At 74.5% G+C, this 14,613-nt stretch carries 13 protein-coding genes and 1 tRNA gene; 6 read left to right on the top strand and 8 right to left on the bottom strand.

Features of this window, described 5'->3' with window-relative positions:
• Window positions 1-90: 90 nt before the first annotated feature.
• Window positions 91-1,137 carry an LLM class F420-dependent oxidoreductase gene (locus tag AB0442_RS12285; protein ID WP_366162437.1) on the bottom strand — a complete coding sequence of 349 codons (1,047 nt, stop codon included), beginning with the start codon at window positions 1,135-1,137 and terminating at the stop codon, window positions 91-93.
• Between the two features lie 203 nt (window positions 1,138-1,340).
• Here AB0442_RS12285 and AB0442_RS12280 point away from each other — a divergent pair, with 203 nt between their 5' ends.
• Both AB0442_RS12280 and AB0442_RS12275 read left to right on the top strand, forming a co-directional pair.
• Complete coding sequence (locus tag AB0442_RS12280) at window positions 1,341-2,321, top strand: aldo/keto reductase (RefSeq protein WP_344621566.1); 981 nt, start codon at window positions 1,341-1,343, stop codon at window positions 2,319-2,321.
• A gap of 24 nt (window positions 2,322-2,345) precedes the next feature.
• Window positions 2,346-4,310 carry a helix-hairpin-helix domain-containing protein gene (locus AB0442_RS12275; RefSeq protein ID WP_366162429.1) on the top strand — a complete coding sequence of 655 codons (1,965 nt, stop codon included), beginning with the start codon at window positions 2,346-2,348 and terminating at the stop codon, window positions 4,308-4,310.
• A gap of 67 nt (window positions 4,311-4,377) precedes the next feature.
• Here the strand turns inward: AB0442_RS12275 and AB0442_RS12270 are convergent, their stop codons facing one another.
• Window positions 4,378-4,995 (bottom strand): hypothetical protein, encoded by a 618-nt coding sequence (locus AB0442_RS12270; protein WP_366162428.1) that lies wholly within the window; start codon window positions 4,993-4,995, stop codon window positions 4,378-4,380.
• 375 nt (window positions 4,996-5,370) lie between these two features.
• Between AB0442_RS12270 and AB0442_RS12265 the strand changes: the two genes are divergently transcribed.
• The gene (locus tag AB0442_RS12265) at window positions 5,371-5,565 is read left to right on the top strand and encodes a DUF5703 family protein (protein ID WP_030274148.1); all 195 of its coding nucleotides are present in this window, start codon (window positions 5,371-5,373) and stop codon (window positions 5,563-5,565) included.
• A 148-nt stretch (window positions 5,566-5,713) separates the two neighbouring features.
• Here the strand turns inward: AB0442_RS12265 and AB0442_RS12260 are convergent, their stop codons facing one another.
• From AB0442_RS12260 to AB0442_RS12250, 3 genes are all read right to left on the bottom strand, one after another.
• Window positions 5,714-6,526: a chaplin gene (locus AB0442_RS12260; RefSeq protein ID WP_366162426.1), complete on the bottom strand. Its 813-nt coding sequence runs from the start codon at window positions 6,524-6,526 to the stop codon at window positions 5,714-5,716.
• Window positions 6,527-6,753: 227 nt separating this feature from the next.
• A complete protein-coding gene (locus AB0442_RS12255; protein WP_363541101.1) occupies window positions 6,754-6,993 on the bottom strand; it encodes a chaplin in 240 nt (79 codons plus the stop codon).
• Between the two features lie 272 nt (window positions 6,994-7,265).
• Window positions 7,266-8,567 (bottom strand): M20/M25/M40 family metallo-hydrolase, encoded by a 1,302-nt coding sequence (locus AB0442_RS12250; protein ID WP_366162436.1) that lies wholly within the window; start codon window positions 8,565-8,567, stop codon window positions 7,266-7,268.
• Window positions 8,568-8,845: 278 nt separating this feature from the next.
• Here AB0442_RS12250 and AB0442_RS12245 point away from each other — a divergent pair.
• The 3 genes from AB0442_RS12245 to AB0442_RS12235 all read left to right on the top strand — a co-directional run bounded on the left by AB0442_RS12245 (window position 8,846) and on the right by AB0442_RS12235 (window position 11,112).
• Window positions 8,846-8,930, top strand: a tRNA-Leu gene (locus AB0442_RS12245).
• Between the two features lie 251 nt (window positions 8,931-9,181).
• The gene (locus tag AB0442_RS12240; protein WP_366162425.1) at window positions 9,182-10,321 is read left to right on the top strand and encodes an acyl-CoA dehydrogenase family protein; all 1,140 of its coding nucleotides are present in this window, start codon (window positions 9,182-9,184) and stop codon (window positions 10,319-10,321) included.
• Between the two features lie 29 nt (window positions 10,322-10,350).
• Entirely contained in the window at window positions 10,351-11,112 is a 762-nt protein-coding gene (locus AB0442_RS12235; RefSeq protein WP_366162423.1) for an SDR family NAD(P)-dependent oxidoreductase, read from the top strand.
• A 91-nt stretch (window positions 11,113-11,203) separates the two neighbouring features.
• Here AB0442_RS12235 and AB0442_RS12230 read toward each other — a convergent pair whose 3' ends face one another.
• Genes AB0442_RS12230 through AB0442_RS12220 form a run of 3 tightly spaced genes read right to left on the bottom strand, consistent with a single transcriptional unit; the run spans window position 11,204 to window position 14,275 of the window.
• Window positions 11,204-12,895, bottom strand: coding sequence for an AMP-binding protein (locus AB0442_RS12230; protein WP_366162421.1), 1,692 nt, complete (start codon window positions 12,893-12,895; stop codon window positions 11,204-11,206).
• 39 nt (window positions 12,896-12,934) lie between these two features.
• Window positions 12,935-13,480, bottom strand: coding sequence for a cysteine/serine endopeptidase inhibitor (locus tag AB0442_RS12225; protein ID WP_366162420.1), 546 nt, complete (start codon window positions 13,478-13,480; stop codon window positions 12,935-12,937).
• Window positions 13,481-14,275 (bottom strand): hypothetical protein, encoded by a 795-nt coding sequence (locus AB0442_RS12220; protein WP_366162418.1) that lies wholly within the window; start codon window positions 14,273-14,275, stop codon window positions 13,481-13,483.
• Between the last annotated feature and the right edge of the window lie 338 nt (window positions 14,276-14,613).

The raw sequence follows: 14,613 nt of genomic DNA, 5'->3' as shown, positions 1-14,613 counted from the left end.
CGCGAGGGAGTCCAGGTCAGGCGTCACAACCGACCTTTGGACTCCCTCGCTTCATGTCATGCGTGCCAGCGAGCCCTTGGCATCAATCATCTAGGCCAGGCCGGCCCGCTCCAGCGCCTCGACGCCGGTGCGCAGGGCGGTGATCCGCTCCTCCAGCGTGAAGCCGGCCGGGGCGAGGGTCAGCGTGGTGGCGCCCGCGTCGGCGTAGGCCTGCATCCGGTCGGCGATCCGCTCGGTGGTGCCGAGCAGCGCGGTGGCGTCGATCAGGTCGTGCGGGACGGCCGCGGCCGCGCCGGCGTAGTCCTTGGCCAGGTACTTCTCCTGGATCTCGTCGGCGGCCTGCTCGTAGCCCATGCGACGGGCGAGCTGGTTGTAGAAGTTCTTCTCCTTGCTGCCCATGCCGCCGATGTAGAGCGCGGCGTAGGAGCGCTGGCCGTCGGCGGCGGCCTTGACGTCCTCGCCGACCGAGATGGCGACGGTCGGGCAGAGGTCGAAGCCGTCCAGGGTCTGCCCGGCCTTGGCACGGCCGGCCTTCAGCGGGTCGATGGAGAGCGCGGCGTGCTCGGGGGCGAAGAAGATGCCGAGCCAGCCGTCGGCGATCTCGCCGGTCTGCTCCAGGTTCTTCGGGCCGATCGCGGCGATGTAGAGCGGGATGTGCTCGCGGACGGGGTGCACGGTGAGCTTGATCGGCTTGCCGGGGCCGCCGGGCAGCGGCAGCGTCCAGGTGGCGCCCTCGTGGACGACCCGCTCGCGGGCCATCGCCTTGCGGATGATCTCCACGTACTCGCGGGTGCGGGCCAGCGGCTTGTCGAACTTGACGCCGTACCAGCCCTCGGAGACCTGCGGGCCGGAGACGCCGAGGCCGAGCCGGAAGCGGCCGCCGGAGAGGGTGTCCAGGGTGGCCGCGGTCATCGCGGTCATGGTGGGCGTGCGGGCCGGGATCTGGAAGATCGCCGAGCCGACGTCGATCCGCTCGGTCTTGGCGGCGACGAAGCTGAGGACGGTCGCCGCGTCGGAGCCGTACGCCTCGGCGGCCCAGCAGACCGAGTAGCCGAGGCGGTCGGCCTCCTGGGCGACCGCGATGTTGTCGGCGTCCATGCCGAGTCCCCAGTAGCCGAGGTTGATGCCCAGTCGCATAACGGTGCCCACGCCTTCCGTTCGGTCCTTGCGGCGAGCGTAGCCGCGCCGCCCGAGGAAAGGCTACTGGCCGGTAGGAGTGGCCTGCGTCACTCCGTCGCGCGGGTCGTCCACCACGCCGCGTTCCCCGGCCGCTACGCTCTGCCAGCGTGGGGGTCCGCCCCCCACCTGCGGTTTTCAGCCACGACGGAGGGGGCCTCCCGATGGAACTGCGCCACCTCGGCAGAACGGGCCTGACGGTGAGCAGGCTCGGCCTCGGCACCATGACCTGGGGCCGCGACACCGACGAGCACGAGGCCGCCGAGCAGCTCAAGGCCTTCGTCGACGCCGGCGGCACCCTGGTGGACACCTCCGACGCGTACGCCGACGGCGGCGCCGAGTACCTGCTCGCCCGGCTCACCGACGGACTCGTCCCCCGCGCCGACCTGGTCATCGCCACCAAGGCCGGCGCCCGCAACCGGCCAGGCCGCCGCCGCGACGCCTCCCGCGGCCACCTGCTCGCCGCCCTCGACGCCTCCCTGCACCGCCTCGGCACCGACCACGTCGATCTCTGGCAGGTCGACGGCCACGACCCGGCCACCCCGCTGGACGAGACCCTGCACGCCCTCGACATCGCCGTCACCAGCGGCCGCGCCCGCTACACCGGGGTCTGCGACTTCAGCGGCTGGCAGCTCGCCAAGTCCGCCGCCCGGCAGCAGGGCCACCCGGCGCGGGTGCCGCTGGCGGGCGCGCAGCTGGAGTACTCGCTCCTCCAGCGCGGCCTGGAGCGCGAGGTGCTCCCGGCCGCCCTGGACGCCGGCGTCGGCCTGCTCGCCTCCTCGCCGCTCGGCCGGGGCGTGCTCACCGGAAAGTACCGGCACGGGGTGCCCGCGGAGTCCCGCGGCGCCTCGCCGCACCACGCGGGCATCGTGCAGCCGTACCTCGGCGAGCGGTCCCGGCGGATCGTCGACGCCCTCGCCACCGCCGCCGACGGACTCGCCACCAGTCCGCTGAAGGTCGCCCTCGCCTGGGTCCGCGACCGGCCCGGCGTGGCGAGCGCCCTGGTCGGCGCCCGCACCGCGGCCCAGCTGCAGACCACCCTGTCGGCGGAGGCCCTTACGCTTCCGGGTGAGATCCGCGGTGCGCTGGACGACGTGTCGGCACCGGTGCACCGCTACCCGGACCAGGGCTGGACGGAGCTGTGAACCGCCGGCCGTGAGGAGACATCGATGACGCAAGCGGAGCACAGCGCCCCGGAGCGGCAGGTCCAGGCCGTCGCCGCACTGGCCGAGGCGATCCGCGCGGCGGGGGCGTCGTCGGGGCCCGCCGCCGAGCCCGCCGACCCGGACGCGCCGCACACGGACGAGCAGCGCGCCGCCGCGCTCGCGGCCGCAGCCGAGGTGCTGGCCGCCGGCGGCGCCCCCGCCGACCTGGCCGGGCCCGCGGTGGCCGCCCTCGGCGAGACCGCCGCCGAGCAGCTGCGCGAGGACCCGTGGGCCGTGCTCACCCTGCCCGGGGTGCGCCCCGAGCAGGCGGACGGCTTCGCCCGCGGCCTGCTCGGCCCCGCCGCCGGGCCGGGCGACCCGCGCCGCGCCGCCGCCCTGGTGCCCTGGGTGCTGGAGCAGGCCGCCCTGCGCGGCCACTCCGCCCAGGAGATCGGCGAGGTCGCGGCCGGCCTGGAGCGCCTGCGGCTGCCGGACGCCGCGGCCGCCCTGCAGGAGGCCGTGGTGGACGGCCGGGCGATGGCCTTCCAGGAGGAGCTGCCCGGCCACCACGGCAACGACGAGGAGGAGCCGCCGACCCGCACCCTGCTGGCCCTGGAGCGCCTGGCGCTCGCGGAGGAGAGCCTCGGCGAGTCCCTGGTGCGGCTGCAGTCCACCCTCGTCCCGGGCACCGACGCCGAAACCGAAACCACGGAAGCCGAGGAAGCCGGCGAGGCCGCGGAAAGCGCGGAAGCCGAGGAAGCCGAGGAAGGCGCAGCAGGGATCGCGCCGGCCGCCCCCGGCCCGGCCGCCTGGGAGGCCGCCGCCGCGGCCGCGCCCTCCTCCTCCGCCACCGCGCTGCTCCGGGCCGTCTCCGGGAGCGCACTGGTCGTGCACACCGGTGGCGAGGCCTCCCGCGCCGAGCTCGCCGCACTGCTGCGCGCCGCGGACGGACTCGGCCTGCGCGCCTGGGCCGGCACCTGGACGGACCACGGCCGTACGGTCCTCGCCGGGCTGCTCGACGGCTCCCCGGCGGCCGGGCGCCTCGTCACCCTGGCCGAGCTGCTCGGTGCCGGCGGCCCCGGCCGCGCCGAGGACGGCACCCTCGCCCTCGACCTGCTGGTCGTCCCGGACGCCCAGCTGCTCGACGTCGAGCTGGCGGCGACCCTGCTGGAGGCCCTCGCCGACGGCACCCGGCTGGTGCTCAGCAGTGACCCGAACCAGCTCTGGTCGGCCGGCCCCGGCCGTTTCCTGGCCGATCTGACGGCTGCCAAGGCGTGCCCGGTCGTCGCCTCCCGCACCCCGGACGAGGGGCCGATCGGCGAGCTGGTGTCCGGCATCTCGATCGGTGAGCTCCAGCCCGTCGACGCGCCGGACAAGGAGGTGGTCGTCCTGGCCGTCCAGGACGCCGGCGAGGCCGTCCACCGGGCCGTCCAGCTGCTCGCCGACTCGATCCCGCGGGCGCTCGGCATCCCCGCCGAGCAGGTCGTGCTGATCACCGCCGGCCACGGCGGCGGTGCGGGCACCCGGGCGCTGAACGCCGCGGCCAAGGCCCGGCTGAACCCGGGCCCGGGCGCCTTCGGCGGCTTCGACCCCGGCGACCGCGTCGCCTGGTCGCCGACGCCCGGCACGACCCTGCCCGGCCGGGTCCTCGACGGCGGTGCCGCCGGGCTGCACCTGGAGCTGTCCGACGGCAGCCGGCTCACCCTCTCCCCCGCGCAGACCGCCCGGCTGCGGCACGGCTGGGCGCTCACCGCGCACCAGGCGGTCGGCCGGCGGTGGCCCGGCGCGGTGGTCGTGGTGCCCGGGGACGCCGCCGCGGGCCTCACCTGCCAGTGGGTGTACACGGCCTTCGGCCGCGCCGAGCGCCACCTCTCCGTGGTGCACCCGGCCGGGCCCGTGCTCGCCCAGGCGGTCGCCGAGCGGCCCGCCGCACCGCGCACCACCCGGCTGCGGGCGATCCTCGCCGAGCACACCGGCCAGGAGGGCTGAGCGGGGCCGCGGACGTGCCGGAGGGGCGGGGCCGCCGGGCCCCGCCCCTCCTGTGCTCACCGCCCGGTCACGACTCCGGCTCGAAGGCGTCCGGGTCGTCGTCGTAGACCTCGCTGATGTCGAACCGGCAGATCAGCAGCTGCGGGTCGGCCGCGTCGAACGGCTCGGGCAGCCACTCGCCGGGTTCGGAGGGCTCGCTCGCGGAGACCCACAGCGTGGAGTCGCCCTCCTCCAGTCCGAACTCCTCGCAGCGTGCGGCGATCTCGTCGGGCTCGTACTCGCCGAACAGCACCCCGATCGCCGCGTTCACGCCCGCGGCGGTGCCGCCGCCCGGCGTGAGCGAGTCGTCCACCCGCTCGGCCTGGTCCCGCAGCCGCTTCGGGTCGGCCACCAGGTAGTCCCGGCGGATCAGCACGCTGATCGCCTCGGGCTGCTCCGGCCCGGTGTAGCCGCCCTCGCTGCCGTCGCCCGGCACCTCGAAGGGGGTGACCTCGTCGAAGACCTCGTACAGCAGCTGGTCGTAGGTGATTGCCGCCGCCGCCAGGTCCTCGTACGCGGCGACCACGGCGGGATCGCCCTCCTCGGTGGTGCCGGCCACGGCCTCAAGGTGCCGGTCGATCGCGGCCTTGACCGCCTCGGCGGCGGCCCGTACCTCATTGATGGTGAGCTGCGCGGCATCAGACATGGTGCAGACGCTATCCCGCCCCGGTGACCGCACGCACAGGGGTTGTCACCTCCGCCCGCGAATTCACGACAACTTCTGCCCGGATGTCCGATCCGTGTGGTTCTGTACTCACCGGACGGCAGCGCTCCGGGGCCGCCCCGGAGCCCGCACCACCTGCGCGGCGTCCCGCCGGAGGGCCTCCGGCATCGACCGGCCCGCGCCGGGGTATCGGTCCGGCATACCGGAACTGAGCGCACGTCAGGGTGTGGTGGCAGCGGGCCGGGGCGCGGGGCCCGGCGGACGCCCCGCGCACCCGGTCCGTCCGTCGGCACCACGCCGTAGGCTTGCGTTCAGGCCAAGGCACGGAGGCAGGAGGAGAACTTGACCCCACCCAAGCTGGTCCGGACCCCCGAGTACGAGTACCAGTCGCTGCGCCTGCCGCGCGGCACGAGCCGCAACGCGGCCCGCCAGCTGCTCACCGAGCATGCCGAGTACGGCCACTGGGAGCTGGACCGCCTGCGGCTCTACCCGGACGGCAGCCGGACCGTCCGGCTGCGCCGCCGGATCATCCGGCAGACGCGTAGCTGGTGAGGGCGGGCCCCCGGCACGGCCCCCGGGCCGCGGGACCCGGCAGGGGCATGAGCAGGGCCGACGACCCCGGGCACGGCCGTGCGCCCGCGGGTCGTCCCGGCGCGGCCGGAGCGACCCCGGACGCGCGGCCGGGGGTGACGGGGGTCGGTCAGCGGGCGCCGGCCCGCGAGCGGCGGTACAGCACGCCGCCGCCGAGCAGCAGCGCGAGACCGGCGGGGGCGATCAGCTCCAGGCCGGAGGCGCCGGTGGACGCCAGGTGGTCGGGGGTGGCCGGGGCGGCCACGGTGACCGGCCGCGGGGTGCCCTCACCGGGGCGCGGGGTGCTGTTGGACGGCGTCTCCGGGGTCTTCGGCGGGGACGGCGTCTCCGGGGTCTTCGGCGGGGGCGGGGTCTCCGGGGTCTTCGGCGGGGGCGGGGTCTCGGTGCAGCCGCACTCCTCCGGCCGGGGGGGCGGCGGCGGGGTCTCGTGGACGTGCGTGTTGCCGCAGGAGTTGCCGTACGCGGGGTTGCCGAGGCCCACCACGTCGACGGTGTTGCCGCAGGCGTTGACCGGCGCGCTGACCGGGACGCTCACGGTGTTGCCGGAGACCACGCCCGGCGAGCCCTGGCTGCCGCCGCTCGCCGAGGACCCGCCGGCGTGGTTGCCGGTGCCCGTCGACGCGCCGGTGCCGGTCGAACCGCCGGAACCCCCGGTGGCCCCCGAGCCGCCGCCGTGCGAGACGTTGCCGCACTGGTTGCCGTACGCGGGGTTGAGCAGCCCGATCACGTTGACGGTGTTGCCGCACGCGTTCACGGGGATGTCCACCGGGGCCTGCACCGTGTTCCCGGAGCCGACGCCGGGAGAGTTCGCCGCGACACCCTGGGCCTCGCTGCCGGCCGCGTACGCATAGCCCGCGGTGGAGGCCAGCACACTGCCGGTGGCGACGGCGGTGAGGATTCCCCTCTTTGCGACCTGTCGCATTTACTCCCCTGATTCGTCTGATGGTCGGAATTCTTGCTGAGGGCCTCGCCCGTACATCGCACAACGAGCGGTGCGGCCATAAGTTGAACCTGACACCCGAGCTTCATCCGATCGAGTGAGCGGCGCGCCGAAAGCCCTTGCCGTCCGCAGACGGACGTGCCCCGGCCGCGGGGATCCCGCGGCCGGGAGCACGTACCGGAAGACCGGGATCGGCGCCCGGACCCCGCTCAGACGTTGGCGCAGCTGTTGCCGAACGCCGGGTTGAGCAGGCCGATCACGCTGATCGTGTTGCCGCAGACGTTGACCGGGACGTGCACCGGAACCTGGATCAGGTTGCCCGACAGCACGCCCGGGGAGCCGGCCGCGACGCCCTGGGCGCCCGCGTCCGCCGCGGCGGCACCGGCGCCGGCCAGCACCAGGCCGCCGGCGGCGGCGGCAACGGCGGCGATCTTCTTGTTGACCTTCATGAGTCCTCCTGGTCGATACCTGCGGCCCGTTCCCCCGGGCTGCACACAGGAGTGAACGAGGCTGCTGCGAACGGGGTACGGAGGAGTTTCCCCATTCACCCTCAACGGTGATGAGCCGAACGGATTGCCGACCACGGGAAGGCGCGAGGAATCGTTTCTTCAAAGCCGGTCGATGGCGTCCCAAATCATTCCCTCGTACCATGCGAACGGCCCGCCCCGGAGAATTCCCGGAGCGGGCCGTTCGCGGTCGGCCGGAGCCGTCGCGGAGCGGTTCAGCAGGCGTCGAGGAAGCGGTCCAGCACCCGGACGCCGAACTTCAGGCCGTCCACCGGCACCCGCTCGTCCACGCCGTGGAACATGCCGGCGAAGTCGAGGTCCGGCGGGAGCTGCAGCGGGGCGAAGCCGAAGCAGCGGATGCCGAGGTCCTGGAAGGACTTGGCGTCGGTGCCGCCGGACAGGCAGTAGGGGACGGCCCGCGCGATCGGGTCCTCGGCCCGCAGCGCCGACTGCATGGCCTCGACCAGGGCGCCGTCGAAGCCGGTCTCGATCGCCTTGTCCGAGTGCAGGGTCTCGCGCTTGACCCGGGGGCCGAGCACCGAGTCCAGCTCGGCCAGGAACTCCTCCTCGTAGCCGGGCAGGAAGCGCCCGTCCACGTGGGCGGTGGCCTGGCCGGGGATGACGTTCACCTTGTAGCCGGCGCCGAGCATGGTCGGCTGGGCGGTGTTGCGCAGGGTGGTGCCGATCATCTTGGCGATGCCGCCGAGCACCCGCAGCGTCTCGTCCATGTCCTCCGGGTCGAGCTTCACGCCCAGGGCGTCGGAGAGCTCGTCCAGGAAAGCGCGGACGGTCTTGGTGATCCGCAGCGGGAACTGGTGTCGGCCGAGCCGGGCGACCGCCTCGCACAGCTCGGTGATGGCGTTGTCGTCGTTCTCCATCGAGCCGTGCCCGGCCCGGCCCTCGACGGTCAGGCGCATCCAGTGCATGCCCTTCTCCGCCGTCTCCACCAGGTAGAGCCGCACCTGGTCGTTGACGGTGAAGGAGAAGCCGCCGACCTCGCCGATGCCCTCGGTGACGCCCTCGAACAGCCCGGGGTGCTTGTCGACCAGGTACCGGGCGCCGTAGGTGCCGCCCGCCTCCTCGTCGGCGACGAAGGCCAGCACCAGGTCGCGCGGGGGCTTGCGGCCGGTGCGCAGCCGGTCGCGGACGACGGCGAGCGTCATCGCGTCCATGTCCTTCATGTCGACGGCGCCGCGACCCCAGACGCAGCCGTCGGCGATCTCGCCGGAGAAGGGGTCGTACGTCCAGTCCGCGGCGTTGGCCGGCACCACGTCGGTGTGGCCGTGGATCAGCAGTCCGGGCCGCGAGCGGTCCTCGCCCTCGATCCGCACGACGGTGGAGGCCCGCCCCTTGGCCGACTCGTAGATCTTCGGCTCGACGCCGAACTCGGCCAGCATCTCGGCGACGTACTCGGCCGCCTTGCGCTCGCCCGGCCCGGAGCCGTCCCCGTAGTTGCTGGTGTCGATCCGAATCAGGTCGCGGCAGATGTCGGCGACCTCCGACTCGGCCGTCACCATCGGCGCTCCAGCCCGCTCCGCACTCGGCTCACTCACGGCCACTCCTCGTCTCCGGTCGTCTCCGGCCCGCCCTGCGCACCTCGGCGCCGCCCGGCCCCACGCCGGGGCACCGCGGGCACCGTCCCGCCATCCTCCCCCAGCATCCGTCGCACCCCAAGGCCATCCGCCCGCGGATCGAAGCCCGCCGGCACCCCGCGGGGGCGGTTTTGGGACCGCAAGCCGATCTTTGCTACAGTTGAGCACGTCAACGCGGCACGCAGCCGCGGAGACGACACCCGGTCCGGGTGGCGGAATGGCAGACGCGCTAGCTTGAGGTGCTAGTGCCCTTTATCGGGCGTGGGGGTTCAAGTCCCCCCTCGGACACAGTACGAAGGTGCCCGACCAGAGTGATCTGGTCGGGCACCTTTCGTTTTTCCCGGCACGCTCCTGCCGCACTCCCGCGCCCGCCCCTCCCGGCCCGCCCCTCCCGGCCCGCCCCTTCCCGGCCGCCGGACTCCGGCCCTTCCGCGCGCCCGGCCCCGCTCTCCCCTCACCCGCCCGGTACCTCGCGCGACCTCCGTGGTCTACGCTATGCGGTACTGACGTACCGCTTCGAGTACCACTTGGAGTCCGCCATGGCCGTCGACCGGCTCCTCCCCACCCAGGAGGCAGAGGACCTGATCTCGCTCACCCGCGAGATCGCCGACCGGGAACTGGCACCGCGTGTCGACCGGCACGAGAACGACGAGACCTACCCCGAGGGCCTGTTCGCCCTGCTCGGCAAGGCCGGCCTGCTCGGCCTGGCCTACCCCGAGGAGTACGGCGGCGGCGGCCAGCCGTACGAGGTGTACCTCCAGGTCCTCGAGGAGCTCGCCGCCCGCTGGGCCGCCGTCGCTGTGGCCACCAGCGTCCACACCCTGGCCTGCCACCCGCTCTACGCCTTCGGCACCGACGAGCAGAAGGGCCGCTGGCTGCCCGACATGCTGGCCGGCGCGGCGATCGGCGGCTACAGCCTCTCCGAGCCGCAGGCCGGTTCCGACGCCGCCTCGCTCAACTGCAAGGCCGAGGCGGTCGAGGGCGGCTACCGGATCACCGGCACCAAGGCGTGGATCACCCACGGCGGCAAGGCGGACTTCTACGCCCTCTTCGCCCGCACCGCCCCCGGTGCCAAGGGCGTCTCCTGCTTCCTCGCCCCGGGCGCGACGGAGGGCCTGACCTTCGGCAAGCCCGAGCGCAAGATGGGCCTGCAGGCCGTGCCCACCACCTCCGCCTTCTGGGACGGCGCGGTGCTCGACGCCGACCGCCTGATCGGCGCCGAGGGCCAGGGCCTGCAGATCGCCTTCAGCGCGCTCGACAACGGCCGGCTCGGCATCGCCGCCTGCGCCACCGGCCTCGCCCAGGCCGCGCTGGACGCCGCGGTCGACTACGCCAACGAGCGCACCACCTTCGGCCGGAAGATCATCGACCACCAGGGCCTGGGCTTCCTGCTCGCCGACATGGCCGCCGCGGTCGACTCCGCCCGTGCGACCTACCTGGACGCGGCCCGCCGCCGCGACGCCGGCCGCCCGTTCAGCCGGCAGGCCAGCGTCGCCAAGCTGATCGCCACCGACGCCGCCATGAAGGTGACCACCGACGCCGTCCAGGTCCTCGGCGGGTACGGCTACACCCGTGACTTCCCGGTCGAGCGCCACATGCGCGAGGCGAAGATCATGCAGATCTTCGAGGGCACCAACCAGATCCAGCGCCTCGTCATCAGCCGCGGCCTCGCCCGCTGACCCGTCCCACCGCCACCGAGGAGACTTCCATGGACATCGCCGGTTCCGCCGCCCTGGTCACCGGTGCCGCGTCGGGCCTGGGCGCGGCCACCGCCGCCGCCCTCGCCGCCCGCGGCGCCACCGTCTACGGGCTGGACCTGGACAAGGCCGTCGCCGCCGCCGGCGCGCAGCCGGACGGGGTCACCCTGCTCCCGGCCGACGTCACCGAGGAGGGGCCGGTCCGCGAAGCACTGGCCCGGATCGAGGCGGACGGCGCCGAGCTGCGGCTGGCCGTCAACTGCGCCGGCATCGCCCCCTCGGCCCGCGTCCTGGGCCGCAAGGGCCCGCACGACCTCGACCTGTTCCGCGCGGTCCTGAACGTGAACCTGCTCGGCACCTTCAACGTGATGCGGCTCGCCGCGGAGGCGATCGCGAAGCACGGCGCCGACGAGAACGGCCAGCGCGGCCTGATCGTCAACACCGCCTCGATCGCGGCCTTCGAGGGCCAGGTCGGCCAGATCGCCTACGCCGCTTCCAAGGCCGGCGTGGCGGGCATGACCATCACCGCCGCCCGCGACCTCGCCCAGTTCGGCATCCGCGTGGTCACCATCGCCCCCGGCATCGTGGACACCCCGATGATGGCCGGCTTCAGCGACGAGGTCCGGGCCGGCCTGGCCGCGAGCGTGACCTTCCCGCAGCGTCTCGCCCGCCCGGAGGAGTACGCCCGCCTGGTCACCATGATCGCCGAGCACGACTACCTCAACGGCGAGACCGTCCGGATGGACGGCGCGCTGCGGATGACCGCCCGCTGAGCCGGACGCCGTCCGGCACGCCGAGGGCCCGCCCGGTCACCCCGACCGGGCGGGCCCTCGGCCGTGTTCGGCCCTCGCCGCGTTCAGCCCTTCAGCGGGGGTCCTTCAGCGACGGGAAGTCCGACTCCCAGTACTCGTTCGGGTTCCGCCGCTCGCCGTGCTGCTGCTCGTGCTGCCGCAGCTCCACCCGGCGGATCTTGCCGGAGATCGTCTTCGGCAGGCCGGCGAACTCCAGCCGCCTGATCCGCTTGTAGGCGCTCAGCCGCTCGCGGGTGAAGCGCAGGATGTCGCAGGCCAGGTCGGCGCTCGGCTCCCGGCCCTGCACCAGGACGACGAACGCCTTGGGCACCGCGAGCCGCACCGGGTCCGGCGAGGGCACCACCGCGGCCTCCGCCACGGCCGGGTGCTCGATCAGCACGCTCTCCAGCTCGAACGGCGAGATCCGGTAGTCGCTCGCCTTGAACACGTCGTCGGCGCGGCCGACGTAGGTGACGTAGCCGTCCGCGTCCTGCGAGGCGACGTCGCCGGTGCGGTAGTGGCCGTCGCGCATCGCCTCGGCGGTCTTCTCCTCGTCGCCCGCGTAGCCGCGCATCAGCCCGGCCGGGCGGCGGGCCAGGTCGAGGCTGAGCTCGCCCTCCTCCGCGCGGTTGCCCTCGGCGTCCAGCAGGGCGACGTGGTAGCCGGGCAGCGGACGGCCCATCGAACCCGGCTTCACCGGCTGGCCGGGGCTGTTGCCGATCTGCGCGGTGGTCTCGGTCTGTCCGAAGCCGTCCCGGACGGTCAGCCCCCAGGCCTTGCGCACCTGCTCGACGACCTCCGGGTTGAGCGGCTCGCCCGCGGCCACCAGCTCCCGCAGGGACAGCTGTCGGGAGGTCAGGTCGGCCTGGATCAGCATCCGCCACACCGTCGGCGGCGCGCACAGCGTGGTGACGCCGCAGCGCTCCAGCACCTCCAGCAGCCGGTCCGCGTCGAAGCGGGCGTGGTTGAGCACCAGCACGGTCGCCTCGGCGTTCCACGGCGCGAAGAGGTTGCTCCACGCGTGCTTGGCCCAGCCCGGCGAGGAGATGTTGAGGTGGACGTCCCCCGGCTGCAGCCCGATCCAGTACATCGTCGACAGGTGCCCGACCGGGTACGAGGTGTGGGTGTGCTCCACCAGCTTCGGCCGGGAGGTGGTGCCCGAGGTGAAGTAGAGCAGCAACGGATCGTCCGCCGGGGTCTCGCCGTCCGGCTCGAAGGTGTCGGCGGCGCCGTCCGCGTCGGCGTACCGGTGCCAGCCCTCGGGCTCGCCGCCCACCGCGATCCGCAGATCGGCGCCGGGCAGGCCGGTGAAGCGGTCCGCGACCTCGGCGGCGGCGACCACGGCGCGCACCCGGCCGCGCTCCAGCCAGTCGCGCAGGTCGTCGGCGCTGAGCAGCAGGGTGGCCGGGATGACCACCACGCCGAGCTTCATCGCCCCGAGCATGGTCTCCCACAGCTCCGGCACGTTCCCCAGCATGACGAGCATCCGGTCGCCGCGCCGCAGGCCGAGCGCCCGCAGGTGGTTGGCCACCCGGTCGGAGCGGTGCGCCATCTCGCGGAAGGTACGGGTGTGTTCGGTGCCGTCGTCGTCGATCACCCAGAGCGCCCGCCGGTCGTTGCCCTCGGCGATCCGGTCGAACCAGTCGAGCGCCCAGTTGAAGGCCGTCGGCCGCGGCCAGCGGAACTCCCGGCGGGCGGCGTCGTAATCGGTGCGGTGGCGCAGCAGGACGTCGCGGGCCGCGCGGAACTCGTCGACCGGACCCATGGCCTGTCTCCTCGGTGCTGATCGGAACCGTCTCTCCGCTCATCCTGCCGCCGGGGCACCGGCCCCCGCCGGAAGTTCGCGAACGTGTCCGGACTCCCGCGCACCTCCGGTACCCCCGCCGCCGCCTCCACCACCGCCGCCGCCACGGCCGGAGTCGACGAACTTCCAGGTGATCCCGTCGAGGACGCCGAGGCCGAGGTCGGCGAGCCGTTGGAAGGCGGGCCGGCTGAGGTCGAGCTGTTCGGCCGGGCAACCGGGGCACTGGTCCCTGACCGGGACGGTGATGGTCCGCCCCCGGTAGTCGACCTGCACCGAGACGCCTGCGCAGAGCGGGTCGGCGTTCGGGTCGGCGGCTGTCCACCAGGCGGCGGGAACGGCGGCGAGGTCCTCGGTCGCGGCGTCGATCGCCGTTCCGCAGGCGCCGGTGCCGGCGTCCTCGTACCAGGTCGCCCGGCCCGTCCGGGTCTGGCCGATCGGGAGGCCGCCCGCGGCGGCTCCGGCACCCAGGACGGGGACGACCGCCGCGCTGACGACGACGGCGGTCCACCGCCTCCTGCCGCCCCGACCGGCCGGATTGACGCCCACTCAGACACCGGCGGCCGCGGCCGACCCGCTCGCCACGTCGCCCTCGACCAGCACCTGGAGGACCTTGGCGGCAGCGGCGCGGTAGACCTCGTCGGCGAGTTGGGCGGAGGCCCCGCCGGCCTGGAAGTACCAGAAGGTGAGGACGGCCGGACCGATCTGCTCCACGGCCAGATAGCCGTTGAGCAGTACCCCGTCGACGACGCCGTCCATCCGCACCGCCGTGGTCGCCAGCCCGCCGAAGCGTATCGGGGTGAGGGTGAAGGTGACGGAGGTCGAGTCGCCGGTGAAGGTGAGCGCCTCGCAGGTGCGGAGCGCCTCGGCGACCTTGGCGTGGTCGTCCGCCAGCGCGCCCTGCTCCTCGGTGAGCAGCGACTCGCCGAGGTAGGGGCTGGACTCGGCGGTGGTGAACTCGGTCTGCTCGCGGACGGCGCCGGGCGGCGGCTCGCCCTGCCCGTTGAGGATCTCCGTGAGCAGCGGGCAGCCGCTGGTGCCCTGGTCCTCGGCACCGTCGGCCGGGAGGGTCTCGGCGAAGGCCGGGCCGAGGTCCTCGGTGGTGAGCAGCGCGCCGCGGAGGTCCTCGGAGGTCGGCAGCGGCGCGGGGGCCGTGGGGCTGCCGGAGGAGGCGGGTGCCGGGGCGGAGGCCGGGGCGGGATCGCCGCCGGACCCGCTGCAGGCGGCGGTGCCCGCGAGGGTCAGGGCGAGCAGCGGGGCGGCCAGCAGCCGCGCCCGTACGGGCCGGCCCGTGGGCCTGCTGTGGGACCGGTACTGCCGGGCGGTCGCCCGCGAGGCATGCATCAGCGGCACCTTCCGAAGGTCGCGCCCCTGCCCACGATGGTCGCACCGGTGCCCGGGGGCTGCCCTTCGGCCGCCCCGTCCGGGCGCCCCGCGGGGCGCGCTCGCCCTGCCGCCGCACGGCCTCCGGAAACTTCCGCGGCGGTCGCCCGATCGGCCCTGGGCCACCGCACCGGGGCTGCCCCGGTCACGGCAGGCCGGTGCGCAGCCCGGTGCCCGGCTCCTCACCCGGGACGCGGTCGACGCCGGGGCCGGACGGGTCCCGGTGGCACGCCCCCGCCCGCCGCCCCTCCGCGGTACGGCGCTGCGCACCGACCGACCTCCGGGGTGTCCGCCCTTCG

This window comes from Kitasatospora sp. NPDC085895, from assembly GCF_040702125.1.
Lineage (GTDB): Bacteria > Actinomycetota > Actinomycetes > Streptomycetales > Streptomycetaceae > Kitasatospora > Kitasatospora arboriphila.
This window is presented reverse-complemented; position numbering and strand designations above follow the sequence as displayed.